Source organism: Streptococcus sp. NSJ-72, from assembly GCF_014334035.1.
Classification (GTDB): Bacteria; Bacillota; Bacilli; order Lactobacillales; family Streptococcaceae; genus Streptococcus; species Streptococcus constellatus.
The window spans coordinates 878,908-901,400 of the sequence record NZ_CP060489.1 but is presented as its reverse complement, the minus strand read 5'-3'; the positions used below and the strand labels follow the sequence as shown (position 1 = coordinate 901,400).

The 22,493-nt window shown below is 37.3% G+C and carries 18 protein-coding genes and 1 other annotated feature; of the genes, 3 read left to right on the top strand and 15 right to left on the bottom strand.

The features are described from left to right. Positions 1–58 precede the first annotated feature (58 nt). Entirely contained in the window at positions 59–271 is a 213-nt protein-coding gene (locus H8787_RS04455; protein WP_048800268.1) for a YdbC family protein, read from the bottom strand. Positions 272–357: 86 nt separating this feature from the next. Between H8787_RS04455 and H8787_RS04450 the strand changes: the two genes are divergently transcribed. Beyond that, entirely contained in the window at positions 358–699 is a 342-nt protein-coding gene (locus H8787_RS04450; RefSeq protein ID WP_187328320.1) for a hypothetical protein, read from the top strand. Positions 700–711: 12 nt separating this feature from the next. On the opposite strand, the gene H8787_RS04445 is transcribed toward H8787_RS04450, so the two are convergent. The 3 genes from H8787_RS04445 to trpX are packed head-to-tail and all read right to left on the bottom strand — an operon-like array spanning position 712 to position 3,379. Beyond that, entirely contained in the window at positions 712–1,467 is a 756-nt protein-coding gene (locus tag H8787_RS04445; RefSeq protein ID WP_006269920.1) for an ABC transporter ATP-binding protein, read from the bottom strand. Beyond that, entirely contained in the window at positions 1,464–2,330 is an 867-nt protein-coding gene (locus tag H8787_RS04440; RefSeq protein WP_187328319.1) for an ABC transporter permease, read from the bottom strand. The genes H8787_RS04445 and H8787_RS04440 overlap by 4 nt, the downstream gene beginning before the upstream one ends. Positions 2,331–2,374: 44 nt before the next feature. Next, a complete protein-coding gene (gene trpX, locus H8787_RS04435; RefSeq protein WP_049476637.1) occupies positions 2,375–3,379 on the bottom strand; it encodes a tryptophan ABC transporter substrate-binding protein in 1,005 nt (334 codons plus the stop codon). Positions 3,380–3,499: 120 nt separating this feature from the next. Further along, positions 3,500–3,736 (bottom strand) — a binding site (T-box leader). Between the two features lie 117 nt (positions 3,737–3,853). Between trpX and fbp62 the strand changes: the two genes are divergently transcribed. Further along, entirely contained in the window at positions 3,854–5,503 is a 1,650-nt protein-coding gene (gene fbp62 / locus H8787_RS04430) for an Rqc2 family fibronectin-binding protein Fbp62 (protein ID WP_187328318.1), read from the top strand. A 581-nt stretch (positions 5,504–6,084) separates the two neighbouring features. Here the strand turns inward: fbp62 and budA are convergent. The 6 genes from budA to H8787_RS04400 form a co-directional block, all read right to left on the bottom strand. Continuing rightward, entirely contained in the window at positions 6,085–6,804 is a 720-nt protein-coding gene (budA, locus tag H8787_RS04425; RefSeq protein ID WP_187328317.1) for an acetolactate decarboxylase, read from the bottom strand. Positions 6,805–6,954: 150 nt separating this feature from the next. Next, a complete protein-coding gene (gene alsS / locus H8787_RS04420) occupies positions 6,955–8,619 on the bottom strand; it encodes an acetolactate synthase AlsS (protein ID WP_187328316.1) in 1,665 nt (554 codons plus the stop codon). 82 nt (positions 8,620–8,701) lie between these two features. Then, on the bottom strand, positions 8,702–9,931 hold the full coding sequence (locus H8787_RS04415; protein ID WP_262350660.1) for a tetratricopeptide repeat protein: 1,230 nt from the start codon (positions 9,929–9,931) through the stop codon (positions 8,702–8,704). Continuing rightward, the gene (locus H8787_RS04410; RefSeq protein WP_003069788.1) at positions 9,918–11,096 is read right to left on the bottom strand and encodes an AI-2E family transporter; all 1,179 of its coding nucleotides are present in this window, start codon (positions 11,094–11,096) and stop codon (positions 9,918–9,920) included. Before H8787_RS04410 ends, H8787_RS04415 begins: the two co-directional genes overlap by 14 nt. A gap of 390 nt (positions 11,097–11,486) precedes the next feature. Further along, the gene (locus H8787_RS04405; protein WP_003069789.1) at positions 11,487–12,863 is read right to left on the bottom strand and encodes a sensor histidine kinase; all 1,377 of its coding nucleotides are present in this window, start codon (positions 12,861–12,863) and stop codon (positions 11,487–11,489) included. Beyond that, positions 12,860–13,516, bottom strand: a complete 657-nt coding sequence (locus H8787_RS04400; RefSeq protein WP_115262998.1) for a response regulator transcription factor — start codon at positions 13,514–13,516, stop codon at positions 12,860–12,862. The genes H8787_RS04405 and H8787_RS04400 overlap by 4 nt, the downstream gene beginning before the upstream one ends. Before the next feature lie 412 nt (positions 13,517–13,928). Between H8787_RS04400 and H8787_RS04395 the strand changes: the two genes are divergently transcribed. After that, positions 13,929–14,942: a lactonase family protein gene (locus H8787_RS04395; RefSeq protein WP_003069792.1), complete on the top strand. Its 1,014-nt coding sequence runs from the start codon at positions 13,929–13,931 to the stop codon at positions 14,940–14,942. 568 nt (positions 14,943–15,510) lie between these two features. On the opposite strand, the gene H8787_RS04390 is transcribed toward H8787_RS04395, so the two are convergent. The 5 genes from H8787_RS04390 to gyrB form a co-directional block, all read right to left on the bottom strand. Next, the gene (locus tag H8787_RS04390; RefSeq protein ID WP_187328314.1) at positions 15,511–16,461 is read right to left on the bottom strand and encodes a C39 family peptidase; all 951 of its coding nucleotides are present in this window, start codon (positions 16,459–16,461) and stop codon (positions 15,511–15,513) included. Positions 16,462–16,479: 18 nt separating this feature from the next. Beyond that, complete coding sequence (locus H8787_RS04385) at positions 16,480–17,631, bottom strand: hypothetical protein (protein WP_187328313.1); 1,152 nt, start codon at positions 17,629–17,631, stop codon at positions 16,480–16,482. Next, positions 17,621–18,226 (bottom strand): C39 family peptidase, encoded by a 606-nt coding sequence (locus tag H8787_RS04380; protein WP_187328312.1) that lies wholly within the window; start codon positions 18,224–18,226, stop codon positions 17,621–17,623. The genes H8787_RS04385 and H8787_RS04380 overlap by 11 nt, the downstream gene beginning before the upstream one ends. A gap of 503 nt (positions 18,227–18,729) precedes the next feature. Continuing rightward, positions 18,730–20,454 (bottom strand): septation ring formation regulator EzrA, encoded by a 1,725-nt coding sequence (gene ezrA / locus H8787_RS04375; RefSeq protein WP_048800847.1) that lies wholly within the window; start codon positions 20,452–20,454, stop codon positions 18,730–18,732. An 87-nt stretch (positions 20,455–20,541) separates the two neighbouring features. Further along, positions 20,542–22,488, bottom strand: a complete 1,947-nt coding sequence (gene gyrB, locus H8787_RS04370; RefSeq protein WP_187328311.1) for a DNA topoisomerase (ATP-hydrolyzing) subunit B — start codon at positions 22,486–22,488, stop codon at positions 20,542–20,544. Positions 22,489–22,493 lie beyond the last annotated feature (5 nt).

The following is a 22,493-nucleotide window of genomic DNA, read 5'->3' as shown; positions in this document are numbered from 1 at the left end:
CCGCCATTTATAGATTGACTGCCTCTCACTCTCTTACCTTGATTCTATTTGCGCTTTACTAAGCCTTAAAAGCATCCACTAATACTTGAAATTCTTCATTGGAAAGCGTAATCCCTTTCCCCATTTTTGTATGGTCAGGACTCCAGCTACGGATATCGTATTTTGCTGGCGCACCATTGAAACTCACTCGGTTCAGCTCTTTTGTCCAGCCTTTTTCATTTTCTGACAAAACCAATAATTTTTCTTCTATCTCAAATTTAAACTCTGACATTTTTTCTCCTTTTTCCTCTTTCTTGATTTATTCGTAAAAAATTTACTTTTTTAGCAAGTTTATTATATAATATATTGTAACAAGTTATGGAGAATTTAGCTATGAAAAAATTTCTCGAAATGATTTTAGAACGCGCAAGTGAATTTATCAATTACAAAAAGAATACGCAAGAAATAGAGGAGGACAACGCCAATATTTTGCAGATGATTGAAACCGCTTTGCAAAAGAAATCAGGCGTACATGTCATTTTTTTAGATAAAAGTTTTACGGGTGATCTTGTCAAATATGACAAAGAACGCCAGCAGCTCATTATAAAAAATTTCCAGAAAAGCATGTCTACCATTATTCGTATTTCAGATATTAAGCGGATTCGTCTGGTTCCTAATACTATCAGAGAAGCACAAAAAAGAAATTCCAACCTCAAATGAGATTGGAATTTTTTATTCAAACAAACCATAATAATCCGCTATGGTCATTTTGGCTTTTTCTTCCTGTTTGAGGTCTTGGATGATCTGTCCTTCTTTCATGACAATGAGACGATTGCCATATTTGAGAGCATCCTCCATGTGATGAGTAATCATAAGAGCCGTCAGTTGGTCTCTTTGGACAAAATCATCAGTCAACTCCATAAGAGCAACACTAGTTTTCGGATCCAGCGCTGCTGTATGTTCATCTAGAAGAAGCAGTTCTGGGCGCTTGAGAGTCGCCATCAGCAAACTCAAAGCCTGTCTCTGACCACCAGAAAGAAATTCAATTGGCGTATCCAAATGCTTTTCTAAACCATTGCCGATTTTCTCTATTATTTCTTGAAATTCTTTGCGATAACGCTTCAGACGACGTGGGACCAAACGACGCTTTTCACCACGAAATTTTGCAATTAACAGATTCTCTGCCACTGTCATACGAGGAGCTGTTCCCATTTTTGGATCTTGAAAGACACGTGACAGATACTTAGCACGTTTCTCTGGCGAATAACTCGTCACATTTTCACCTAGAATATAAATACTGCCACTCGTCAATGGCAATGTTCCTGAGATGACGTTGAACAGAGTAGATTTTCCCGCCCCATTTCCACCTAAAATGGTAATGAAGTCATGCTTATGAATGGTCAAGGAAACATTGTCAAGAATCGTTTTTTCATCAAAGCCATTATTCACAACTTTCGTCGCATTTTTTAATTCTACAATTGCTGTCATTTGCTTAACTTGACTCCTTTAAAGAATTTATTTTTAAAAGTCGGAATCATGAGGCAAACCGCCAAGATAACCGCACTATACAGACGGAGATAACTGGTATTAAAACCAAGTGCAATCACAACCCAAATCAGAAATTGATAGAAAATAGCTCCGACAACAATCGTTAGTAAACGTTCTGCTAATGTCAGACTAGTAAAGAGCACCTCGCCGATGATGAGGCTAGCAAGTCCGACAACAATCACTCCAATACCGCGCGAGACATCCGCATAACCTTCCTGCTGAGCAATGAGGGCTCCAGCTAGAGCAATAACACCATTAGATAGCACCAACCCCATCAGCTCCATTCTCCCTGTGTGAATACCAAAACTCCTCGCCATATCAGGATTATCTCCTGTAGCAATATAAGCTTGACCCAATTTTGTATCTAAGAAAAAGAGCAATGCAGCTATTACCAAGCTAACAAAAAGTAGCCCTGTTAGAAGATTGTTGATTTCGCTAGAAAATGGCAGAAAGTCTTGAATTTGCTTGGTTCCTAGAAGACCAAGATTCGCTCGCCCCATTAACATGAGTATAATCGAATGGCAGGAAGTCATGACCAAAATTCCAGAAAGTAGAGTAGGTATTTTCCCCTTGGTATAAAGAAGTCCTGTTGCCATACCTGCCAAACACCCTGCCAGAATGGCAACAACAGTCGCCGGAAAGGGATTGATACCTTTACTAATCAGCGTAACTGCCACTGCTCCCCCCAAGGGAAAAGAGCCTTCGGCTGTCATATCAGGGAAATTTAAAATACGAAAAGTCATAAAAATCCCCAAACCTAGTATGGCCCAAACAAGGCCTTGTGAGACAATCGAAATAATCATAATGTTGTCCTAACTTTAAAAAATATCGTTTCTTATCAATCGGATTACTCAATGATTTGTCCTGCTTTTTTCAGAACATCATCTGGAATCGTTATTCCTAGCTGAGCAGCCACTTTTTTATTTATAACCGTTTTTCCAGTATTAAAGATTTCAACCGCTGTGTTTGCTGGTTTAGCCCCTTTCAAAATCTTCGCAGTCATTTTTCCAGTCGCTACTCCAAGTTCTTTTTGATCTACTACAACGGAACCTAGACCACCTTCTTTTACCATCGCCGTCGCACTTGGATAGATAGGTTTTTTAACTGTTTGATTGCTGGAAACAACTGTTGAAAAAGCAGAAGCAATGGTGTTATCAATTGGAATCCAAATGGCGTCTACTTTCCCTGTCATCACATTCATGGTTGAAGCAATCTCATTTGTCGAAGGCACAGAATAAGGAAGCACCTTATAGCCTGCTTTTTCAGCCAAAGTTGTAAATTCTTCTACCTGCGTTTTGGAATTGTCCTCACTACTTGAGTAAAGAATACCAATTGTTTTCACATTCGGTGTTAACTGTTTAATCAGATTTAACTGTTGTTCAGCTGGATTGTGATCAGAAACACCTGTGATATTACCGCCAGGCTGTTTCAAATCTTTGACCAAATTTGCTCCAGCTGGATCAGTCACTGCTCCCATAACAACTGGTTTGTCTTTCGTTGCACTAGCTAGCCCCTGAGCAGCAGGCGTTGCGATTCCAATCAGCACATCATTATTATTTGCGACCAGTTGCTTACTCATCGTTGCTACTTTACTTTGATCACCTTCTGCATTCATAAAATCAATCTTGATTTTCTTGCCTTTGTAGCCTTCTTGTGCCAAGCCTTCTTGAATGCCCTTATAAATCAAATCCAGCGATGGATGACTAACATATTGTAGTACGCCGACTTTTACTGTTTTTGTTGTATTGTTGATTTTTGTTGTTTTCCCATCATTAATGCTAGAATAAATGATTCCTCCAACAACTAAGACTACTAAAAGTGCAATAATTGCCATTAGTCGTTTATTTTTCATATCTGTTCTCCATTTCGTATGTTTCAAATGTTTATTCAAGTAAAATCCAGAGTCGCCATCGCTTAAACATACTTCCCCTCCATTTACAATAAAAGAAAAACCCACACACAGTTCATCCTGTGTGAGGGCGTAAATCGCGGTGCCACCTCAATTATGGGAAAAATCATACACTTTTCCCACATCTCTATCTTGTCTAACAACAAGTTGCACTATAAGGTGTGCTTACCGAATTTTTATCGTTTCAAATTCAAGTTCTATTCATTAGCCCAATTTCATAAAACTCTGCTGCTTGTTTTCACCAACCACAAGCTCTCTGCCAACAAATATTTTATTACTTTTCTAATTTGATATTATTTTAGAGGTTTCTGAAATAAATGTCAAGTATTTTGTCAAACTTTTCTGATAATAATTTTTCAACCTTTTCTTACTATTTTTTGTTATAATTTTCTTTAGTACCATTCAAGGAGAAAAACCATGTCCTTTGACGGATTTTTTTTACATCACATGACAGATGAATTGCGGCAACAGTTACTGTACGGTCGTATTCAAAAAATCAATCAACCGTTTAATCAGGAATTAGTGCTACAAATTCGCAGTAATCGACAAAATCATAAATTGCTCTTGTCTGTTCACCCTGTTTTTAGTCGCATTCAACTAACCCGTACCGCCTTTGAAAATCCAGCAGTGCCCACCACATTTATCATGGTTATGCGAAAATATCTACAAGGCGCTACAATTGAAAACATTTCACAAATCGAGAATGATCGAATTTTAGAAATTTCTGTCTCCAATAAAAATGAAATTGGAGATAACGTGGCAGCAACTCTTATCATTGAAATCATGGGCAAGCACAGCAATATCATCCTAATGGATAAGGCAAGCGGCAATATTATTGAAGCTATTAAACATGTTGGCTTTTCTCAAAATAGTTACCGTACGATTCTGCCTGGTTCAAGCTATGTCACTCCACCTCAAACAGATAAGCGCAATCCATTTACCATTTCTGATGAAAAATTATTTGAAATTTTGCATACAGAGGATTTGTCGGCCCGTTCTTTACAAAACTTATTTCAAGGATTGGGGCGCGATACAGCAGCCGAACTCAGCCAGCGCTTAACAAGTGATAAGTTAAAAATCTTCCGCGCCTTCTTCACTAGCTCCACTCAGGCAACCCTGACTAGCAAGTCATTTACCCCCATTCTCTTTGCGGATAGTCAGAAAGAATTTCCTAGTTTATCACAATTGTTAGATGCTTTCTATCAAGATAAGGCAGAGCGCGATCGCGTTAATCAGCAAGCCAGTGAACTGATTCATCGAGTGGAAAATGAATTAGAAAAAAACCGCAAGAAATTAAAAAAACAAGAGCAGGAATTAGTCGCGACTGAAAATGCTGAAGAATTTCGACAAAAGGGAGAACTCCTCACTACTTTTTTGCACCAAGTTCCAAACAATCAAGACCAAGTAGAACTGGACAATTACTACACAAGCGAGAAAATTACTATTGTGTTGGATAAAGCTTTGACCCCTAACCAAAATGCTCAGCGCTATTTTAAGAAATACCAAAAGCTGAAAGAAGCAGTCAAGCATTTAACGGGACTGATTGAAGAAACTAAAGAAACCATTCAATATTTGGAAAGTGTGGAAACCGCCCTGTCACAAGCTAACTTGACAGAAATTGCTGAAATTCGTGAAGAATTGATTCAGACCGGTTTTATTCGCCGGCGTCAGCGTGAAAAGATCCAAAAACGAAAAAAACCTGAGAAATATTTATCTACTGATGGACAGACAATTATTCTGGTTGGACGAAACAATCTGCAAAATGATGAGTTGACCTTTAAAATGGCGAAAAAAGAGGAACTTTGGTTTCATGCCAAGGATATTCCCGGCAGTCACGTGGTCATAACAGGAAACCTGCAACCAAGTGATGAGGTCAAGACAGATGCTGCGGAATTGGCGGCATACTTTTCTAAGGCGAGATTGTCCAATCTCGTTCAGGTGGATATGATTGAAGTCAAAAAACTTAACAAGCCAACAGGTGGTAAACCTGGTTTTGTAACCTACACGGGGCAAAAGACCCTACGCGTTACTCCTAATGAAGCCAAAATTAAATCCATGAAGATGTAAGGTGTCTACTAACTGGCACCTTTTTCTGACTATTTTTTATATGTCCGACCCTCGGATGAAATGAATCTCTTTTCAGGCAAGCTATCCGACCCTCGGACGGAATGAATCTCTTTTCAGGCAAGCTGTCTGACCCTCGGACGGAGTGAATCTCTTTTCAGGCAAGCTATCTGACCCTCGGATGAAATGAATCTCTTTTCAGGCAAGCTATCCGACCCTCGGACGGAGTGAATTACTTTTCAGGTAAGCTGTCTGACCCTCGGATGGAGTGAATTACTTTTCAGGCAAGTTATCCGACCCTCGGATGGAATGAATCTCTTTTCAGGCAAGCTGTCTGACCCTCGGACAGAGTAAATCAGTTCTCAAGCAGGTCGTCAATGTGGACGACAGCTTAAACCAGTTCTCGTTCACTTTGTCGACCGAGGCGACGAACTTGTTCTCATTATAAGGGACTGAAAAAACTTCTTAGAATAGTAAAAGGCTTAAAATCAGTGCTTTTAATAACACGATTTTAAGCCTTTTTGGCATCATTCTTTTGAATTTTGAATGGAATTTGAGCTTTTGTCTAACTTTGTCCACTGTTTTTATTCAGATTTCTCAATATCTTTCTTTAACTTCGACACATTCAATTTTGCAGAGAGAAAATCTTGGTCTTGAAGCGGAAAATGCTGCTCCAAAGCCGCAATCGTTCCGATTTCAACCTCTCCATTTTTCATGACAAAATCCATGACATGTCCACCGAATTGGTGGTCATCAGATAGAAAATGAAGATGATAACCAGCTACGCTGACGCCGTGAAACAGCTCCGGCGTCCAAAAGCCAACAATCGTTCCTGAAATGTGTTCTGCATGATACTCCGGCTGATGAGCTGCGATTTCTGCAAACCTCTTTCCCGGAAAGGATTTTGGAGCTATTCGCACGTGCATGCTGCTAAATTCACCATGAATCTTAATTGAGCGAAAAAGATTTTCCCCGACATAGCTAGCTTCTATGCGCTTCTTCAACGCTTCATCAGTCAGCTCAACGTCCTGACGAAAACACGCTTCTGCTCTGTGAAAAGCCACTGCAGCATAAGGAACCGTCCTATCTGTTGAAACTTCTATCACTTCAGGAGTTGCTCCTATTCCCTTGGCTTGATAAGCCTTGCCGTCAAGCACAATCAGCTCTCCGTCAATAGAGTCTAAAGTACCAATCCCTAAATCTCCATGTTGAAGCAATTCTTCAATCGTCATCGTCCCCTTGTAAAGCCCCGCCATCAAAGCCCCCAAAGTATTGTAGTGAAATAATGTTACAAGCTTTGCCATTTCTCCTCCTAGGCAATTTTTACTATCTTTCCTTGAAAAAAGCAGGTCTCACATCCAGCCTTTTACTGTCTAATACTGCACATTAACCGTACAAGAAAATGAGAAATTGAACTCTCTTGAAATAGTCTTGAGCCCTTTCCCAGTTTCAATTTAATAAAACTCATCTGGTAAAATCGTTTCTCCTAGTGTACTGCTGTCCTTGTAATCCACTGGCACATCAATGATAACCGGTCCATTTTCCTTTAAGGCTTTTTGGAGCAACTGTATTAATTCTGCTGGAGATGTTGCTCGGAATCCTTTCGCACCAAAACTCTCTGCATATTTAACAAAATCAACAGGCCCAAAGTCCACTCCAGATGAACGACCATATTTCATTTCTTCTTGAAATTCCACCATATTATAATGCCCGTCGTTCCAAATAAGATGAATAATTGGCAATTGCAGGCGAACCGCTGTCTCTAGCTCCTGAGCTGAAAAGAGGAAGCCACCGTCGCCAGACACAGAAATGATCTTTGTGTTGGGACGAACCAAGGCTGCCGAAATCGCCCAAGGCAATGCCACTCCTAACGTTTGCATCCCATTTGAAAAAAGCAAATGCCTTGGTTCATAGCTCTTGAAATAACGTGCCATCCAAATATAATGCGTACCCACATCTACTGTAACTGTCATATCATCTGTCGTATTTTCCTGCAAGACTTCGACAATATCCAGCGGGTGTAGTCGTCCTGTTTCAGTTTGGCTGCGGTCAAATTTCACATCACCGTCCATTTTATCTCGCAAAACTTGCAGATATTCCCGCGACCCTTCTGGTAATTGATAACCGTTGATCGCTGGCAGCAATAAATCCAAAGTATTTGCAATATCTCCAATCAGCTCACGCTCCGGTTGGAAGTAAGTATCAATCTCTGCTGGCTCTACGTCAATCACAATGATGCGGGCAGAAATTTCCGCATTCCAGTTGCGTGCTTCATACTCAATCGGATCATAGCCGATAGCGATGACTAGGTCAGATTTTTTCAGAAGCATATCCCCCGGCTGATTGCGAAACAGACCCACACGTCCAAAGAAGGTCGCTTCTTCCAAACCACGTGAAACAATTCCAGCACCTTGGAAAGTTTCCACCACAGGTAACTGTACTTGCTCCAACAACTGACGAATAGAAGCCGTCACTTTAGCACTTGAAGCGCCATTCCCCAAGAGAAGAACAGGTAATACAGCATTTTTAATCGCTTGCGCTAGATAGTTGATGTCAGCTACCGAGCTTGACCCCAACTGCGGATCCGTCAACGGTTTAATCGCTTTTACTTGCACTTGACTATCCACCACATCCTGCGGAATGGAAATGAAACTTGCTCCCGGCATTCCTGATTTGGCATGACGATAAGCATTGGCAATAATTTCTGAAAGAGTATTGCCATCTTGCACTTCGACAGAATACTTGGTAATCGGCTTAAACAGTGCAGCATTATCCATGGACTGATGTGCACGTTTGAGAAGATCAGCTCGTTTGACCTGACCGGCTAAAGCTAGTACAGGATCCCCTTCTGCGGTCGCAGTAACCAAGCCCGTTGCCAAGTTTGAAGCGCCTGGTCCACTGGTTGCAATCACGACACCTGGCTCTCCTGTAATCCGCCCAATTCCTTGTGCCATAAAAGCAGCATTTTGTTCATGACGAGCCACGATCAGTTGTGGACCTTTGTCCTCTAAGGTATCAAACACACGGTCAATCTTTGCACCCGGAATCCCAAACACATAATCCACTTTATGATTGATTAAACTATCTACAATTAGATCAGCACCAAATTTTTCAGTCATTTTCTTCGTCCTTCCTGAATATCACGCTCATCATTATATCATAATTCCCATGCGTCTTATAGGATTGTGCTTGTTACTCTTTTTACAAACTATCGTACAATTCCTGCATGATACCGTCATCCGGAACGAGGCGAAGATAATGCTCTGCTTGGTGTTTTGCTTTTTCAAATTCACCCATTTCACGAAGTAGATAAATATATTGCTCTAAAAATTCTGGATTTTCCTGTAAATCTGAGAGCAACAGACTGTAGCGCTCCAAAGCTGCTGTTGTATGTTCCAAAGCTTGATAGGCACGTGCAATATTCCACTTCGTCAGAACATTATCTACATCTCGCTCTTCAAATGCCAAAACTTCATCAAAACGCTCTTGCTGCACATAAAGATTCGTCAAACGTAGTACGATTTCTTCCTCGTCTTCAGCATGTTCTTGCGCTTGCAGCAGATATTCTTCTGCCTTTTGCTCATCGTGTAGCTCATAAGAAAGCTGTGAAGCCAGCAACAAAAGACGTGTATCAAATGGATTTTTGCTCAACCCCTGTTGCGTGAGGCGTAATGCCTCTTCTGCTTGATGTTCTGCATGAAGCGACAAAGCATAACCGTATTCATAGCCCTCAAAGTCTTGCGAAATCGTATCAATTTGCTTAAAGTACAGATTGGCTTTTTGATATTCTTTCTGATCATATAAAATCGTTGCTAGTTCAAAGGCCACCGTATCATCGTATTCAATCTCTAAAGCTTTTTCTAAAAACTCAATCGCTGCTTCAAATTTACCAAGACTTGCATAGGAAACGCCAATGCGCTGATAAGTAGAGACACCCGTCTGCTCATAAATGATACGATTGTCTAAACTAGCATACTCTTTAATGGCTTGCTTAAAATTTCCCAATTCAAAATCTATTTCAGCCAAACCAAAAGTTACTAACGGCTCGTCAGTCAATTGCTTTGCTTCGGCTAGTTTTTCTCTTGCAACGTCCGGCAACCCTTCCATTTGGTACAAATCGGCTTTGACCAATAGAGCTGTCACGTACCAATCACTATCAAAATTAATTTCTTCTAGATAAGCAAAGGCCTCTTCCACTTGTCCATCTTCACTAGCAATCTGTGCTAAACTAATATAGGATTCTGGATAGTGGGGAGCTAAGTTTTCATAAATTCGCTTAGCTTGAGGGAAAAAGCCGATACTTTCTAAGTAATCGGCCAATTCAAGTAATTCTTCTTCTGTATCATTTGTTAGGGCTCTCTCAAAATATTTATTAGCATGCGCCAAATCCTGCTTTTGTAGAGAAACGACCATTTTTTCACTGTTGTTCAATTCTCTCTCCTGTTTCATCTACTAATTCTTCTTCGTACAAACCGCTAACTTTTTTATACCATTTAAAAATAGCAGTAATCACAACTTTTGCAGAAGCATAGATTGGAATTCCCAGTAAAACACCCCAAATACCAAACATAGAACCAGCTGTCAAAAGGACAAAAAGGACATTAATCGGATGGATATTCAATTGGCTACCGAGAATCAATGGTGATACAAACCGCCCTTCAATCGTTTGCTCTACAATAAAGACAACAATAACTTTCAATAACATAAGCGGTCCAGCAATCAAACCTAAGACAAGAGCCGGTAACATCGCGAGAAAACTTCCTAAGTAGGGAACCAAATTTAAAATCCCTGCAGTTACTCCAAGCGTAACTGCATAACGAAGTCCTATTATCTTAAAGAAAATGATAAACATAATCGCTACAATGATAGCAACAGTCACCTGACCACGAACATAATTAGCAAGCTGTGTATTGACGTCTGTCAAAATTTGACCAACAGGGTCACGAAACTTTGTTGGTATGAATTTTGTCAAATAAGATTTCAAATTTTTCCCATCTCGCAAAAGGTAAAAAAGGATAAAAGGCATGATGATAATAGCTACAATCACTTGCGAAGCCGTACTAATCAATGTGCTCACCCAATTCACTGCTTTCGATGAAAAATTACTTGCCCAAGTCGTCACTTGATCTGAAAAATTGTTGGCAATTTCTTCCAATTGAGGCTTGACATCATCAGAAATACGATTTTCCAAAAAATCTTGAATGATTTTATTCGACTTTTGCAAATTAGCTGGTAAATTCCTTACAAAGCTCACAATCTGATGTTGCAAACTTGGAATTGCCACAGCCAATCCCCAAATCAAAAGCAAAGCAATCAAAATAAAAACAATCGTAATCGCAACCAAGCGATTTATTTTATGCTTCTCCATAAAATCCACGATCGGGTTCAATAGATAATACAAAAGCCCCGCTAAAATAACCGGCAGCATAATAACCCCGATAAATTCTAGAACAGGAATAAAAATGAAACTAATTTTGCTTAATACAAAAATATTCAATCCCAGCAATAATGTCACCAAAAAAACAGTGATTGCTTTATTATCTAAAAACCATCGAAAAAACCACGATAGACTGAAATCCTTCTTTTTATGTTCCATACAGACATCCTTTTCTTTATTTATCTCATTGTAGCATTTTTCACTAAAAAATTCTTGAAGAAAAAGTAGCCATTTGTGAATTTCTTCCTTGCGTCCAAGTCAAATATAAAAAAGTGAGGTTGGGACAAAAATTCCCAACCTCAAAGTATACTATATAATAAACCAACGCCGCAGTAACTGATTCCTCAAAGCACTACTTTGAGGAAACGGATAGAACTTGCGAAGCAAGTTTCAAGGCGGTTCGCTTTTCAAGCTTGGAAGAAAATTTTTGACGAAAACTTCGTTTTCTTCATTCACCACCTCAACAGTCTAGAAAACTATTAAACAACTTTACGAGGGGAGACTACGAACTAAATTTTTGTTTCATTTAGTTCTATCCCATTCCCACTTTTAGTCTTCTTTATCTGAGAAAAAAATTATAAAACGCATTCGTTTGCCATCAACCGCCTCGAAGCGATAACGCAAGTTGTGTTTCTCCAAAATTTGTTGAACAATAAAGAGTCCCAGACCTGTTCCACCGTCTTTACGATTGCGACTGTAATCTGGACGATAAAATGGTTGAAAGATTTGCTGGATTTGCTGTTCATCCAACACATGTTCCGCATCATTTTCAATCATTAACTGACCATTTTGAATCGTTAAAAAAATTTCCCCGCCAGCTAATGCATAATGAAAAGCATTGTCCAATAAATTTTTAATCGCTTTTAATAAATACATTTTGTTACCATGCACATGAAGTTCTTCTAAATGAACGATAAACTTGTAACCTTTCATATCAGCCAGCATTTTATAAGTATTTAAATTTTCCTCTAAAAGCTGCTTAAGTGAAAACTCCTCTTCTTCCGCTTCTATACGCATTTCAATCTTAGAAATCGCCAAAATGGATTGCACAAGTTTAGATTGCTCTTCTAAAATTTCACGACATTTATGTAAATATTTATCTTTATCCTTGAAGTCACCAACTCCATAGATCATACCATCTACAATTCCCATCATGCTAGTGATTGGTGTCTTCAACTCATGAGAGGTCATACGAAGGAACTCTGCTTTCTCCCGCTCGCTTTCAGCCACTTTTTCATTTTCCAATCGCAAAGCTTCAATACTCATCAACAGATTTTGATAAAGAGTGTTAATATCTTGAGCAAGATTAGAAATTTCATCATGACCTTTGACTGGACAAATTACATCTGGAGAAAGAGTTGCCATCTTACGCGTACTTTCTGAAATTTCTTTAATGCGTTTGGTTGCAAATCGACTGTAAAGAAAAGCTGCCACACCACCTAGTGCTAAAGAAAAGAATAAGATATAAGGATAGAGGCTTAACAGCACATAATTAGCATCCGATATTGGTTGGAGGGAATATTCTCCACGCAAAGTCAATGTGGTACCTTCTGCCGTTTTTATCTTCTTACTCATACTTTTGGTTTGATTATTCAAGCTCATGTCAGAGGGTAAAATTGTTAATTGAAATTCCCCCTTTTCATTAGCTAAATCAATACGAGGATAAATAAGTTTTCCTTTTGCATCTAATATGCTAAACCAGACGCGTGTATTCTTTCGATTGTAGTCACTTAAAAGCTTTCCCATGTCATCTGACGGTTTTCCTTGAACCTGCTGGGCAATTTGGGAAAACTCACTTTTAGCCTCTCGATGTTTGACTTGATCATAATAAACAGGCATCACAAAATAAAGTGTTGCCAGAACCGTTGTCACGACAATAAAAATAATCGTTCCTGTCAAAAGGAAATGCTTTTTAGCAATTCTCACTCTTCTTCGCCCCCAAGTTGATAACCCATACCGGTAATAGTTTTAAGAGGAATTCCGGGAATTTTTTTCCGAATATTTTTCACATGGTTGTCCAAAACCCGACTATCTAGTTCGCTATAACCCCAGATTGTATTCATCAATTGATCTCGTGTCACTAAATGATTTTTTCTTTTAGCCAGAGCTTGGATGATTTCATATTCTTTTTTGGTTGGAGTCATTTTTTCTTCTTGCCAATAAACTGTACAATCATCGATTGAAACACGCAAGTCCCCAACAAGAATTTCAGATTCTGTTACTGTACTACGGAAAATATTTTCAATCCGTTTCATTAAAATAAGTGGTGAAAATGGCTTAGTAACATAGTCGCTAATCAAATGGTTAAAGCTAACTAGTTGAGTATATTCATCATCTAGTGCAGTTAACATCATAACTGGAACCTGCGAAGTTTTGCGGACTTCCTTTAGTACATCCAAACCACTCATGGAAGGTAACATGACATCCAAAACGATTAAGTCAAATGATTTTTCTTCAAATATACGCAAAGCTTCTGCACCGTCAAAAACGGGAGTCACTTCATAATGGTTTTCTTTTAAAAACTCACAAATTACTTGATTGATGGTAGTGTCATCTTCTACTACTAAAATCTTATGCATTTTTTACTCCTTAAATTATAAATATAAAATGACGAATAATCCATATAAAGATTACTTTTATTATACAACAAAATAGAGAACTTACAAAGATTGAACATTGTGATATAGTATAAAATTTTCTTCAAAAAATCAAAGCATTTTCAGAAATCAGCGACAAATTCCTTAGTCTTTTTTGATAATTAAAAACCTTTATAAAATACTTATTACAGCAAACTTCTTTATCCTTTGGAAAAATCCTATTTCGCTTCTATAAATCTATTTTATTGTAACAAAGCTATCTGTTCCCTTTCTACCTCAAATCTATTTTTTATCTATTTTTTAAGCATAAGGATGAAAGGCGCTTTCATTTATGAAAACTATTTCATCTATTTTTATGTTATAATAAAAGTATCAAATTTTTTCGAGGTGAATGATGACTCAAACAGTTTATTTTGGAACTTATACACGTCGTAGCTCTGAAGGAATTTACAAGGCTGATCTTGATACTAGTACAGGTGACCTAACAAATTTAACACTTGTTGCCAAAGAACCGAATCCTACGTATTTAGCTTTTGACAAGCAGCATCACCTGTACTCTGTCGGAGCTGAATATGGGGAAGGAGGTATTGCAGCTTACAATAAAACATTCCAATTACTCAACCATGTTGTAGCTGAGGGAGCTCCTCTCTGCTATGTGAGTGTCGATGAAACAAGAAGTCTTGTCTACGGAGCAAACTATCATAAGGGGCAAGTCTTAGTTTATAGACGACAAGAAAATGGCAGCTTAAAATTAGTTGACTCTGATGTTCACATTGGGTATGGTCCGCATGAAAACCAAGCTGCTGCTCATGTGCATTTTGCAGATTTGACACCAGATAACTATCTGGTTACGTGTGATTTGGGGACTGACGAAGTCATTACATATGACATTAGTGATTATGGTCGGTTAATCCGATTAGATACCTATCACGCGACATCTGGTGCTGGTCCACGTCATATCGTATTTCATCCTCATTACAAAATCGCTTATCTTATTTGTGAATTAAACTCTACCATTGAAGTTTTAATTTATGATGGTGATGGTCAATTTGAACGCCTACAAACTATTTCAACCTTACCAGAAGACTTTTCAGAATTTAATGGAACAGCTGCTATTCGTTTATCTACAGATGGTCGGTTCCTTTACGGTTCTAATCGTGGACATAATTCAATTGTTGTTTACAAAGTGGTAGGAGACGGAACTCTTGAACTTGTAGAAATTGTTCCAACTAACGGAAAAAATCCACGAGATTTTAATATTACACCAGATCAACAGTATATTATTGCAGTTCATCAGGACTCAGACAATGCCACTGTCCTCAAACGCGACCCAGAAACAGGAAAACTAACAGAAATCTCACATGATTTCTTTGTCCCGGAAGGCGTTTGTGTTGCTTTTACTCATTAAAAAATAAGGGGATTACATACCTATTTACACAATTGCACAGTATAGTTGTCAAATTTACAAAAATCATGTTTTAAAAAACTACATATTGTGATTGGTGTAGACTGTTATATAATTCCTAAAATAAAAAACGCATTCCTGCTGAAATCTGAGATTTTCATTCAATATAAGTAGAAGAAAATTTGAAAGACATTGGTTATAAGTTTATAAGATCAAGTTATTGAACATTTCTCAAAAACAATTAAAATTACAATAAATAAGATTGTCTGCATGAACAAGTGATTTATCTGATTCAAAATTATATGAAAAATCACTTGAGAAAATATCTTAAACGAATAAAAAATTAAACTTGTTTGAAGAAGACCAAAATAAACTGATAAGTAACTTTTTAGGAATTGAAATTTAACCTACTTTGACAGATTCTTTGCCCTAGAAAGGGAATACACTGCAAAATACAAACTATATTATTTATAGAAAAAACACCTCTAAAGCTAGACTAGACATCAAAATCTAACTTTAGAGGTGAACTTGCTTTCATCTAGCTAACAAACATCTTGTCCACAATTTTATGTTACCATCCATAATTAGGCTCCATACAAGTAACCATGGCATTTAGCAATTCTTCAGGACTCACTATCTTCAAGCCACCATAAATAGGATCTTGAACCATATAAGATGGATCTAAATAATATACATAAGCCACATCTGTTCCATCTGCTGTTAACACATAACCTACTCCAATAACATTGTGCTCACCGCTTCTACCTGGATACATTTTTGAATTATCAAAAGTGTAATACATTGGATAGCCGTCATTGATATTTTGAACCAAGCGTTTTTTGAATAATTTCATATCTTCAGAACCAGAATTTGGATTTGTCACTGTAGCCAATCTATATCCTGCCTGATTACCATAAGGGACATCATAGCCAAACATATATCTATTCAGAACTCTTATCGCATTGCTGTTATGTGTCCCGAAAGATTCATCTGTTCCCATTTCATTAGCTAATTGAGCCTGATCAACATTTATCCCTCTACTAGCTAACATCATGGAAACTGTTGCTGGAGCGCAGTAATTCCAATAACGCTGAATAACGAGAGATACATTTAACCGTACTTTCTGTCCCCCCACAGCCTGCACCTGACTGCCCTGCACACCTTTTTCAATCAACAACTCCGCTGCAACACTAGAGTCCGTCGGAGGATTTCCCTCTCCCCTCTCACTTGGCTCGACTTCTCCTGACTCCCCGCCTTGTGTTGGACTTGTTTGCGAGTCACTGCTAGACTGAGAGGACGCTGCGGAATTCTGTTCTTTCTCAGAACTTTCTGATTTTTTACTAGAATCTACAGTTGATTTCTTCGTAGCATCTGTCTTATTTTTAGGCTTAGATTGCTCAGAAACTTTCGAGGAAGACGTGCTATTGTTTTTGGAGGAAAGTGAGGAATTTTGACTACTAACACAAGCAACTAGTACCATTATTAACAGCAAACCTACTAGCATTCCAATATTCTTTTTCATGCTTGTCACCCCTTTCTTTTATTCATCAAAGGCGAGGTATCTCATTACAGAATTGTCATTGGTGAAAATTTGTCCCTTCTCAATTTCTTTTTCATCCTTTAAAAAATCAACCCAGAAAATACCTGTTTTTGATAATAGAATAATCCCATCATCATAGTTGTAATTAATCATTTTTTTAAGATCAAATAAATAATATTGTGGTCTAACCCTATCTTTATCAATTCTATCGCCTAAAAATGTAATATAATTTCCTTTATAATCAAGAGTTTCAATCCAATTGGAAGAAAAGAATTGTTTTTCTGTTTCTATATTTCCTAAAGATAAATAGTTTATTCCAAGTTTATATTCGGATATAATAACATTTTTATCATTAGAAAAAAGCCCATTATAAAAGTTATCTTTCCTAGATAATTCCTTGACTTCTTTTTTTAATTCGTCATGTTCATTATATTTAATTATCTTGGTAACTTGATGACTGTTATCTATTAAAATATAATATACATTCCCATTAAAATAAATTGGGTGACTACTATTTTCTTTTTCAATTACTTTCATGTTTCCAGACAATAAATCAAAGGAATACGTTCTATAAATATCAGACTTATAAAACATATTCATATATAATTTATTACCCTGTCTCGCTATTTGCGTATAATGAATAGGATTTACATTTAAAACTGAATGAATGATTTTATAGTCCCCCTCACGTAAATTAAAGATAAAATATATTGATTTACGATTTACTTGATCAAATTCCTCAAAAATAATGTAATCTTTATCGGCATAATTAACAATAATAGTTACTATTTCCGATGTTTTATCCACATATTTTATTTTTTTAAAACTTCTATCTTTAATGTTTAGAACTGCCAAATAATTTTCACTTTGATTATTCATATCATACGCTTCACCTATGACTAGTGAATCATCTGTAAGATAGGTAGGAGTGAAATATACCCCTTCAGGATAAGAAATTTTTATAGAAGGTTTCAATAATTCTTCAGATGCAACAGTTTTAAATGCTGTTGCATCTGAAATCTGGTTAGTTTTTGTCTCAGTTGAATTACTTGATGAGCTCGCATTATCCCTATTTGAACAACCTGTTAAAAGAAGAAGAACAATGTAAATCAAAAAGAGGGGATAAATTCTAACTAAACTATTACCATGCATAACCACGGCCACCAGTTGCATAGCTCATATTTCGAATCGTAACTCGTTGGTTCATAACAAAACCACCATATCTTCCATATCCTGGGTCAACATATGTAACCGAGTTCCCGTTATCAAAATAGTCTCCTATAACACCAAAATGATACAAAGCTGTTCCGATATTATGACCTTGAAGATACACATCCCCAGGACTTTCCATCGTATTTACCATAACTGGATTTCCCCAACTCAATGCTTCTGTAATATGATTTTTCATTTTACTAATTTGTGTATAGGTATGCCACTCCCAATTAAATCTATATCTTGAACCAGCAACAACAGCATTCAATGCATTGGCTACTCCATTACCAGCATTAGTACCATTGGTTGTAGTCCCCAATAGTGCAGCCATTTGATGTTGGCTTTTATTATATCCTAATGACCTAACAATCATAGAAGCCGATGCTGGTCCACAGTAATAATCATTAATCTGTGTTTGGAATGGTATATTTAAAATAACTTGTTGTGGCTTTGCTTTCAACGTATTTGTTCCTGACCCTATCTCAAGAGGAGGGTATTCTGAAGGTGTTAACAAATCAACACCTCCATTAACCACTTTTTACTCCTTTATTTTTTATTAAACAAATGCATTCGCTTACACTTTAATTTTAATGCTTTTCTTTTAATTTTTCAACTAATTATGTATAAATATCCAATGTCAAATTCAATGGTAATTTCTTAAAGTCACCTCCAGTTTTCATCACAAATAAGAGTTAGATTGAAATGACAAAATAGTGCAAAACATTAGTAGGACTTATTAAACTAAAATACAAACATTTAACCCTCTCAGACCGTAATGACATTCAAATGAGCATTGAACAGAAAAAGCTTTCTATAAAATCAGTTCACAAATTGCTACCATTATTCTGGGCTACTTAAAAAAACATTGCCTACTTTTTGACTGATCCGAAAGTAAAGAATTAAAAAACACCTATACATTTACTCATTGAGGATCCACGTAATTTTCTTATAAAAAGGAATGGAAAACAATCGTGTTTTCATATAATACAAATAAAGAGAAGGAAATAAACCTTCTCTTTATTTGTATAACTTTTCAATTTAAAATCGGATATTTTCTCGTGTTTTTTCATACGATGTAACAAAACGATTGGTTACACCGGGCTCTACTACATCCAATGCTTGTGAGATTTCTTCAAATGAAGCTTGATAATCAAAATCATTCTCAAAAATTTCTAATGCACGATCGAAAGCAGCTTGTACACCTTCATCAAATGAACGATAGCGATTCGAATACTGTAATAATTGTTCTGTTAACGTTGCATTTTCAACAATTCGATAGGTTTCATTTTCAAGCTCATTCATATCATTTGTCAAAATTTCCAGCATACGATTCACCGATTCAATATTGACACGATACTGCTCCAATTCTGCCACTAAACTTTCCGTGTTATCACTTGCAGTAAAGAAAATGGTCAAGAAACTTCGTGGAATACCTGGCAAATTGCGTTTTTCCATATAACGTTTAATTGTATGCAGTTTGTTGATATAAATATTGACTTTTTGTCGAGCATTGTCATCATCTTTTTCAATTTTAGCCAATTTTTCACTCAGTACTAATTGCTCATCTTCAATTTCTTTCACGCGTTTTTGAATTGTTTCAAGATTTTCTTGAAGAACAGAATAAGCTTGTTTTCTTTCTGAAGAATCTTCAATAGCTTCTAAAACAACATCATCTAAACTCGAAAGTTCACTTTGAAGGCGACGAACATGATTCGTATCACTTTCTGTCAATAGATATAATTTTGAAAGGCGGGCAATCTCTGTCAACAGATTTTGATTGTTTTCTTTTGTATGACCCAAATAACCTGGTAAACTATTGACTAACTTGACAACTACTTTATGTGACTTGATTTCTCGGTTGAACATGTCATACAAAGCATCCACTTCTTCTTGAATTTGCGTATTTTCATACTGCGCATTATCCAATTCCAAACTGGCAATGTTTTCGCTATTCCGTTTCAAACTAGTGTGTAACTGTTGGAAACGAGATTCAATATCAGTTTCAATAAAGTGATATCCTGACTCCAACAGTTTGCGATAACCAGATTCCAAATCTTCTAACTGCTCTGGCAATTTTTCCACTAATTCTGATACAAGAGTTGGAATTTTTTCAACGATATGCGTCAAAGCAAGGATGTGATCTTCTGTTTTATCCAAAATTTCTGCTGCTTCAACAGGGTCTCCTGATGAATTTAAGGTTACAAATTGAGAGAATTCAGATTGAATTTTTTCTAATTGCTTTTCAATCTCAGGAAGTGCTGAACCATAACTTTCTGTATCATTCGCAACAGATACCTGTAACTTTTCATACAAATCCAAGGCATGCAGGACACGACCACTGTTTTTTGACTCTTGCTTTTCTAGCTCAGCAAGTGCGTTACGAATAGCAGTGATATCCTCTTCAATTAGGTCAATCTGACTTTCGATTTTATCAATACCGTGTTTTGCCTTTAAAAATCGAAACGAATTATTGTAACCTTCTGTCTCAAAAAGATTGTTTTCAATATCGGCAAAAGAATTCAAAGAAAGATCAACCCATTTTTGATTCCATTCACGAAAGGCCACTTGACTTTGTCCGATTAAGTGCATATTTTTAACTGCTTCTACTTCATCGTTTACAGGAAGATTATAAAGTTCTTCTTTGTGCTCTTCTAACTTAGCAAGTAAAGCATCATTTCTTTTTCTCAATAAGACAGCAGCTATATAAGCAACAATTAAGAAAACTGCTATCACTATAATTAGTACGATTAGTCCGTTAGACATGTAAAACTCCTTCAAAATATTACTTGAAAATAATCATGATTATTATATCATAATTTTACTGGTAAATGTGAATTTTTTCAGATTTTTTTAAACGTCCAATGTACTATAAACGGCATTTTCTTCGATAAATTCACGGCGAGGCTCCACACGATCACCCATCAGCATATCAAAAATCTTATCTGCTTCTGCTGCATCATCTACTGAAACACGCGCCATTAAGCGATGTTCTGGGTTCATTGTTGTTTCCCAAAGTTGGTGATCATCCATTTCACCTAATCCTTTATAACGCTGGATGCTTGGTTTGGAGCGACCTTCAGAATAACGTTCCAAAGCTAACTGCAGCTCTTCTTCTTGATTGGCTCCAGGTTGGATATATTCTTTCACTTCACTGCCAACTTTCACCCCATAAATAGGTGGTTGTGCAATATAAACATATCCTGCTTCCAAAACAGGTTTCATATAACGATAAATCAATGTCAACAGAAGAGTTCGGATATGAGCACCATCAACATCAGCATCGGTCATAATGACTAACTTTTGATAACGAGCCTTATTCACATCAAAGTCTGCGCCAAAGCCTGTTCCCATTGCGGTAAAAAGGCTACGAATTTCTTCATTTGCCAAGATTTTATCCATACTGGCTTTTTCAACATTTAAAATCTTACCACGAATTGGTAAAATAGCTTGAAATTCCCGATTCCTACCAGACTTAGCTGAACCACCTGCTGAGTCTCCTTCCACGATAAACAATTCTGTTTCGTGCGGATCATTGGAAGAGCAGTCTGCTAATTTACCAGGTAAGTTGGAGATTTCTAGTCCTGATTTCTTGCGGGTCACTTCACGTGCGCGCTTAGCTGCAATCCTAGCTTTAGATGCCAAAATTCCCTTCTCAATAATTTTCTTAGCAACTGCAGGATTTTCCAAAAGAAAATCTGAAAAGGCTTCACTAAAGAGACGATTGGTAATTTTAACAACTTCACTATTGCCCAACTTTGTCTTTGTTTGTCCTTCAAACTGAGGATTAGGATGTTTGACAGAGATGACAGCTGTTAAACCTTCACGAACATCTTCACCAGTTAGATTATCTTCATTTTCTTTTAAAAGTTTATTTTTCTTCGCATAGTCATTGATGACACGCGTGAGTGCTGTACGGAATCCTTGTTCATGAGTTCCACCTTCGTGAGTGTGGATATTGTTTGCAAAACTCATGACTGTTTCGTGATAACCTGTTGTGTATTGTATAGCTACTTCAACAGTAATATCATCCATTTCTCCGTCTGTATATATAGGATTCTCAAAGATAACGTCTTTGTTTTCATTGATGTATTGGACATAGCTAGCAATTCCACCTTCATAATGGTAATCTTTTGTTTGTTCCAATCCTTCGCGTTTATCTGTGATAGAAATCCGCAATCCGCGATTCAAGAACGCTAGTTCCTGTACCCGTTTATTCAATTTTTCAAAATCAAATTCAACAGTTTCTGTAAAGATTTCTGGGTCTGGAGTAAAGTGAACAGTTGTCCCTGTTCGATCTGTTTTTCCAATAATTTTCAAATCCGCTACGACCTGACCGCGACGATATTCTTGAAAATGAATCTGACCATTTTTGTAAACCCGAACATCTAACTGAGCTGAGAGGGCATTGACAACGGAAGAACCCACCCCATGAAGGCCACCGGAAACCTTATAACCGCCACCGCCGAATTTTCCTCCAGCGTGGAGAATCGTAAAGACTGTTTCTACCGCAGGACGACCTGTTTTCTCTTGAATATCTACAGGAATCCCACGACCGTCGTCGACAACTGTAATCGAATTATCTTTTTCTATAAATACTTGAATATGAGTTGCAAAACCTGCTAGTGCCTCATCAATTGAGTTATCCACAATTTCCCAAACAAGGTGGTGAAGTCCTTCCTTTGAAGTTGAGCCAATGTACATTCCTGGGCGCATACGAACAGCTTCTAACCCTTCGAGAACCTGAATTTGACTAGCATCATAATCCTGTGCTTGCATTTCTTTAGTTTCTTCTGACATACGAT

Bases quoted from the DNA above. Each gene is read 5' to 3' on its own strand.
- H8787_RS04390 (WP_187328314.1), bottom strand. From the start codon at position 16,461: ATGAAAAAGAATATTGGAATGCTAGTAGGTTTGCTGTTAATAATGGTA.
- H8787_RS04395 (WP_003069792.1), top strand. From the start codon at position 13,929: ATGACTCAAACAGTTTATTTTGGAACTTATACACGTCGTAGCTCTGAA.
- budA (WP_187328317.1), bottom strand. From the start codon at position 6,804: ATGGCAAAGCTTGTAACATTATTTCACTACAATACTTTGGGGGCTTTG.
- H8787_RS04440 (WP_187328319.1), bottom strand. From the start codon at position 2,330: ATGATTATTTCGATTGTCTCACAAGGCCTTGTTTGGGCCATACTAGGT.
- fbp62 (WP_187328318.1), top strand. From the start codon at position 3,854: ATGTCCTTTGACGGATTTTTTTTACATCACATGACAGATGAATTGCGG.
- H8787_RS04445 (WP_006269920.1), bottom strand. From the start codon at position 1,467: ATGACAGCAATTGTAGAATTAAAAAATGCGACGAAAGTTGTGAATAAT.
- H8787_RS04385 (WP_187328313.1), bottom strand. From the start codon at position 17,631: ATGCATGGTAATAGTTTAGTTAGAATTTATCCCCTCTTTTTGATTTAC.
- ezrA (WP_048800847.1), bottom strand. From the start codon at position 20,454: ATGTCTAACGGACTAATCGTACTAATTATAGTGATAGCAGTTTTCTTA.
- H8787_RS04450 (WP_187328320.1), top strand. From the start codon at position 358: ATGGAGAATTTAGCTATGAAAAAATTTCTCGAAATGATTTTAGAACGC.
- gyrB (WP_187328311.1), bottom strand. From the start codon at position 22,488: ATGTCAGAAGAAACTAAAGAAATGCAAGCACAGGATTATGATGCTAGT.
- alsS (WP_187328316.1), bottom strand. From the start codon at position 8,619: ATGACTGAAAAATTTGGTGCTGATCTAATTGTAGATAGTTTAATCAAT.
- H8787_RS04400 (WP_115262998.1), bottom strand. From the start codon at position 13,516: ATGCATAAGATTTTAGTAGTAGAAGATGACACTACCATCAATCAAGTA.
- H8787_RS04410 (WP_003069788.1), bottom strand. From the start codon at position 11,096: ATGGAACATAAAAAGAAGGATTTCAGTCTATCGTGGTTTTTTCGATGG.
- H8787_RS04455 (WP_048800268.1), bottom strand. From the start codon at position 271: ATGTCAGAGTTTAAATTTGAGATAGAAGAAAAATTATTGGTTTTGTCA.
- trpX (WP_049476637.1), bottom strand. From the start codon at position 3,379: ATGAAAAATAAACGACTAATGGCAATTATTGCACTTTTAGTAGTCTTA.